The organism is Intrasporangium sp. (assembly GCF_040414665.1).
In the GTDB taxonomy this organism is placed as follows: Bacteria; Actinomycetota; Actinomycetes; order Actinomycetales; family Dermatophilaceae; genus Intrasporangium.
In genome coordinates this window covers 1-4,427 of the sequence record NZ_JBEDUL010000101.1, presented here as the reverse complement: position 1 = coordinate 4,427, position 4,427 = coordinate 1, and the positions used below count along the sequence as shown (strand labels likewise).

Annotated in this window: 6 protein-coding genes; all 6 read right to left on the bottom strand. The window is 72.0% G+C overall.

The genetic code is table 11. The features are described 5' to 3' along the window. On the bottom strand, nucleotides 1-480 hold a 480-nt coding region (locus ABF401_RS11100; RefSeq protein ID WP_353509625.1), incomplete at its 3' end, for a dihydrofolate reductase family protein. Between the two features lie 34 nt (nucleotides 481-514). Then, on the bottom strand, nucleotides 515-1,207 hold the full coding sequence (locus ABF401_RS11095) for a GTP cyclohydrolase II (protein WP_353509624.1): 693 nt from the start codon (nucleotides 1,205-1,207) through the stop codon (nucleotides 515-517). Between the two features lie 11 nt (nucleotides 1,208-1,218). Further along, nucleotides 1,219-1,911 (bottom strand): RibD family protein, encoded by a 693-nt coding sequence (locus ABF401_RS11090; RefSeq protein ID WP_353509623.1) that lies wholly within the window; start codon nucleotides 1,909-1,911, stop codon nucleotides 1,219-1,221. Then, entirely contained in the window at nucleotides 1,904-2,896 is a 993-nt protein-coding gene (locus ABF401_RS11085; protein WP_353509622.1) for a lysylphosphatidylglycerol synthase transmembrane domain-containing protein, read from the bottom strand. Before ABF401_RS11085 ends, ABF401_RS11090 begins: the two co-directional genes overlap by 8 nt. A gap of 31 nt (nucleotides 2,897-2,927) precedes the next feature. Next, nucleotides 2,928-4,013, bottom strand: a complete 1,086-nt coding sequence (locus ABF401_RS11080; protein WP_353509621.1) for a glycosyltransferase family 4 protein — start codon at nucleotides 4,011-4,013, stop codon at nucleotides 2,928-2,930. Continuing rightward, a partial coding sequence (locus tag ABF401_RS11075; protein ID WP_353509620.1) for a 6-pyruvoyl trahydropterin synthase family protein occupies nucleotides 4,010-4,427 on the bottom strand: 418 nt, incomplete at its 5' end. The genes ABF401_RS11080 and ABF401_RS11075, both read right to left, overlap by 4 nt.

The window sequence follows — 4,427 nt, the reverse complement described above, 5'->3', positions numbered from 1 at the left end:
GCCGAGCAGGACGGGAACGAGGTGGATCTGGATCTCGTCGAGGAGCCCGGCCCGAAGCATGCGCTGCGCGATCGACGCGCCGTGCACGAGCACGCCCTTGTCGCCGGCCGCGTGCCGGGCCCGGCGGACCACGTCGGGGAGGTCGCTCAGGTAGGTGACGTTGGGGTAGTCCGCGAAGTCCGCCGGAGGCTCGTGGCGGCTGAGGATGAAGATCGGTACGCCGTCGTGGTGGTCGCCCTGCCACCCGCCCGCCGGCTCGAAGGTGCCTCTGCCCGCGATGACCGCCCCGGTGGACATGAAGTCGTCGATGACGGCGCGGTCCGCATCCTCGAGCCGGTCCGCGGCGGACTCGACGTCACCTTGGCCGATCCAGTCGTGGAGCCGCTCCCCGCCGTCGCCGAGGCCGCTGCCGGGCCCGGCGTTCGGTCCGGCGATGAAGCCGTCCAGGGACATCGACATGTAGAGCACGGTCGTGGACATGACGCTCTCCTTCGGTCCGTGGCTGGGTCGTTGGTCAGCCGGCCTCGGACTCCCGCGGTGTCTGGTGCCTGAGGCCGTCCGTCGTGGGCAGGTCGAGGGTGTGGGAGCCGTGCGTCGCCTTCGTGGCGAGGTAGTGGGCATTGGCTGGGGACAGGTGGACTCCGGTCGCGACGACGCTCGTGACGGTGATCCCGAGGCTTGCGAGCTGGGCGGCCTTGTCGGGGTTGTTGGTCAGCAGGGCGACTCTCGGGACCCCGAGGGCGAGCAGCATCTGCGCGGCGACGCCGTAGTCGCGTGCGTCCTCCTCGTAGCCGAGGGCCACGTTGGCCTGGTAGGTGTCAAGCCCCGAGTCCTGCAGGACGTACGCGTCGAGCTTGGCGTAGAGGCCGATGCCACGGCCCTCTTGCCGCAGGTAGAGCAGGTAGCCGCCGGTCTCGGAGAGCCGTTGGACGCCCTCGCGCAGCTGTGGGCCGCAGTCGCACCGTTGGCTGCCGAAGACGTCCCCGGTGAGGCACTCGCTGTGGACTCGGATGAGCGGGGGAGAAGCGGCGTCCTTGGCCCGCTGGGTCGGGTCGGCCCGGTCGCCGAGCCCGAGGGCGAGGTGCTCGAGGCCGTCGGCCAGGCCGTCGAAGGTGAAGGCCAGCGCCGTCGTCTCGAAGCCGTCGGAGAAGGACAGCGGCACGGGGACGGCAGTGCGGATCGATGCCGCGGGCGGTCGGACGTCCATGGGCTCCCCTGTCAGCTCATCGAGAAACGGGACGAGAGCGCGTAGCGCAGGAGCACCACGTCGCCGATCTGACGGACCTCGGCCAGCGTGGCGCGGTGGTCGGGGTTCCACGGGAAGTCGCCGTCTCCGACGAACCGCGTGGCCTCCGAGCTGCCGACGAAGAAGGGGGCGACGACGAGCTGGAGCTCGTCGGCGAGGTCGGTCGCGAGCAGCTGGGTGTGGACCGTTCCCCCGCCCTCGACCATGAGCCGGCTGACCCCCCGGGCCGCGAGGTCCTCGAACACCAGGTGGAGGTTGCAGGGTTGCCCGGCGTCGATGACTGTCGCAGCGTCCCCGACGCGGGCGCGGGCCTCGGCCACCGCCGTAGAAGGGCAGTAGACGAGCTTCACTGCGTCGTCGCAGGCAAAGAATCGCGACCCCGGATCGAGGTCGGCGCGGCGGGTCAGCGTCACCTTCGTCGGGGACGGGGGCAGGCCCTGAGCGACTCGGGCCGCCCGCCGCTCGGGTGACCGGACGAGCAGCCGTGGGTTGTCCCTGCGGATGGTGGCGGCGCCGACGAGGATGGCGTCCGAAGCGGCACGCTCGGCATCCACCCGGTCGAAGTCGGCCTCGTTGGACAGCAGCAGCCGATGCAGGGCGGGGCTGTCGAGGTAGCCGTCGATCGACATGCCGCAGCTCAGCAGGACGTACGGCCGGTCAGGCATGGGCGTCTCCCCGCACCCGCCCGTCTCGGCTGGCGCGGCGCACACTGCTGACCGCGAGGATCGCGGCGCCCGGCAGGCTCGCCACAAGCACTAGCCCACCGTAAACCACCGCAGTGGCGAATCCTTGGACAGCGCCGAGCCCGGCTGCTCCGAAGGCCCACGCCGCCGCGCCCTCACGGGCACCCCATCCGGCGAGGTTGATGGGAAGGGCCATGGCGAGGAGGACGACGAACGCGAGGGGGATCAGTCCCACAGGCGAGGCGACAATGCCGGCCGTGCGAGCGGCGATGAGGAAGGTGGCCACGTGACCCGCGATGGCCACGATCGACGTCCCGACGACCCCAGGCCAGGTACGTCGGCCGAGGACGGCACGGCGCACGTCAGTCGTCACGGCGCGTACGCCGTGACCGACCCGGGAACGGCTTCGCCGAGTGGCGAGCAGCGCGACGGCGAGGACGGTGGCGATGGCCGCAGTGGCGAGGATCGCAGGAGCAGCGAGCAACTGGCTCCGGACGGGTGACGGCACGACGAGCAGGGCGAGGCCCGCAAGGCACAGCTGCACGGCCTGACCCGAGGAGCGTTCCCAGATCACCGAGCGCATCGCAGGGCCGACCTCGCCGCTGTCCCGACCCTGGCTGAGCCCGCGGTGGACGTCACCGAGAACGCCACCGGGAAGCGACACATTGAGGAACTGCGATCGGTACGAGGCGATGACCGCCTCGCGGAGGGACAGGCACAGGCCGAGGCCGCGCGCCACGAGGACCCAGCGCCAGGAGGTGCACGCCGTCGTCAGGAGGGCGATGCCCGAGACTGCGACCAGTGACCAGCCGTCGATCCGGCCGAGCGCGTCGACCACGAGGCCCGGGCCGACTCTCCACAGCAGGACGACGACGACGACAGCTCCCCCCACCGGCTGCACCCACCGCAGCCATCGGCGGGCAGGACCCATCGTCGTCGCCTCCTCCCCTGACGTCGCGGCACTCACGACGGAACGACGACTGTTCGCGGTGTCCGGTTCAGTCCGGTTCAGCTCCGGCCGCGCTGGTGCGGACGAGGGTCGCGAGGACTGCGGACACCTGCTCGGCGGTGCGCGACCACGGGTGGAGGCTGAGCCGGCGCTCCCTAGCTCGGTGCCGGAGTCGCTCCCGGAGGGCGGGGTCGGTGAGCCAGGCTCGCAGTGCGGCAGCGAGGGCAGCGGCGTCATCGGCGGGGACGAGCAGCCCGGGCCTGCCGTCCTCTCCTGCGTCGTGCGCGTCGTCCACGGCGCCGTGCCCGAGGGCGGCGGGGAGGCCGCCGACCGAGGTGCCGATGACAGGGAGGCCGCGGGCGAGGGCCTCGGTCACGACCATCCCGTAGGTCTCGACGCGGGAGGGGTGGACGATGGCGTCGGCGGCCGCATACGCCTGGTCCAGGGCGGTGCGATCGAGCGGGCCGACGAGCTGCACCTGATCCTGGATGCCGGCTCGGTGAGCCTGCGCAGTGACGTGCTCGACGAAGCCCGGGTCCGGAGCCAAGGGCCCCGCGCAGGTGCAGCGCCACGGCAGGTCACGGAGGGTGGCCAGGGCCGCGACGAGCAGGTCGTGGCCCTTGATCGGCGTCACTGCCGCGACGCAGAGCAGCTCCCCGCCCGCGGTGGTGCCGGGCGCCACGGGGGACAGGTCGACGCCCGGCTCGGCGACATGGACCCGGCGAGGGTCGAGGCGGTAAAGGGCGAGGAGCCGATCTCGTGTCCACGCGCTCGTGGTGAGGACGGCGGCCGCGGCGTCGAGCACGGCGCGCTCCCGCTGGCCCTCGACGGGTAGGTGGACGAGCACGACGAGCGGCACCCGGTGAGCGAGCGGGACCAGGACGCCGGGGCTGTTGGAGGCGATGAGGCCGTCGACGAGCACCGTTTCGCCGGCGGGCAGCCCGGCTGCGACGTCTTCGAGGGCTCGTCGGGACGCCGCATCCGGGTCCGGCCAGGCGCCGGGGAGGAGGTGCTCGGCGACGGACCACCCAAGGGAGTCGAGTCCGTCGAGGAGGCGCTGGTCGTACGTGTTGCCGCCACTCGGCCGCAGCTGGTCGGGGACCGAGTCCGGGATGATGGCGTGGAGGCGCCTCACACCGACCGCTCGTAGGAGGCCCAGGCGACGTGCGACTCGTGCAGGGTCACGTGGATCCCGGTCACCTGGCCGGGCGTGGTTCCCAGCGATCCGTGCGCGACACGTTCGGCGAGCCGGTCGGCGACGAGGCGGGCGAGCACCTCGGTCGACGTGTTGCGGCCCAACGACGGGTCGTCGTCGAGGTTGCGGTAGCTCAGCGCGCCGACGACTTCGTGGACCTGCTCCGTCGCGAGACCGATGTCGAGGAGGATGCCCGTGTCGTCCAGCTCCGGACCTCGGAACGTCGCGTCGACCACGAAGGTGGCCCCGTGGAGCTGCTGGGCCGGACCGAACCGCTCGCCCTCGAAGCTGTGGGCGATCATCATGTGGTCCCGCACGGTCACGCTGAACATGGCTCTACCCCGCTGTCTCGGT

Excerpts from the sequence above, each read along its gene's own strand:
- ABF401_RS11095 (WP_353509624.1), bottom strand. The coding sequence starts at position 1,207 with ATGGACGTCCGACCGCCCGCGGCATCGATCCGCACTGCCGTCCCCGTG.
- ABF401_RS11090 (WP_353509623.1), bottom strand. The coding sequence starts at position 1,911 with ATGCCTGACCGGCCGTACGTCCTGCTGAGCTGCGGCATGTCGATCGAC.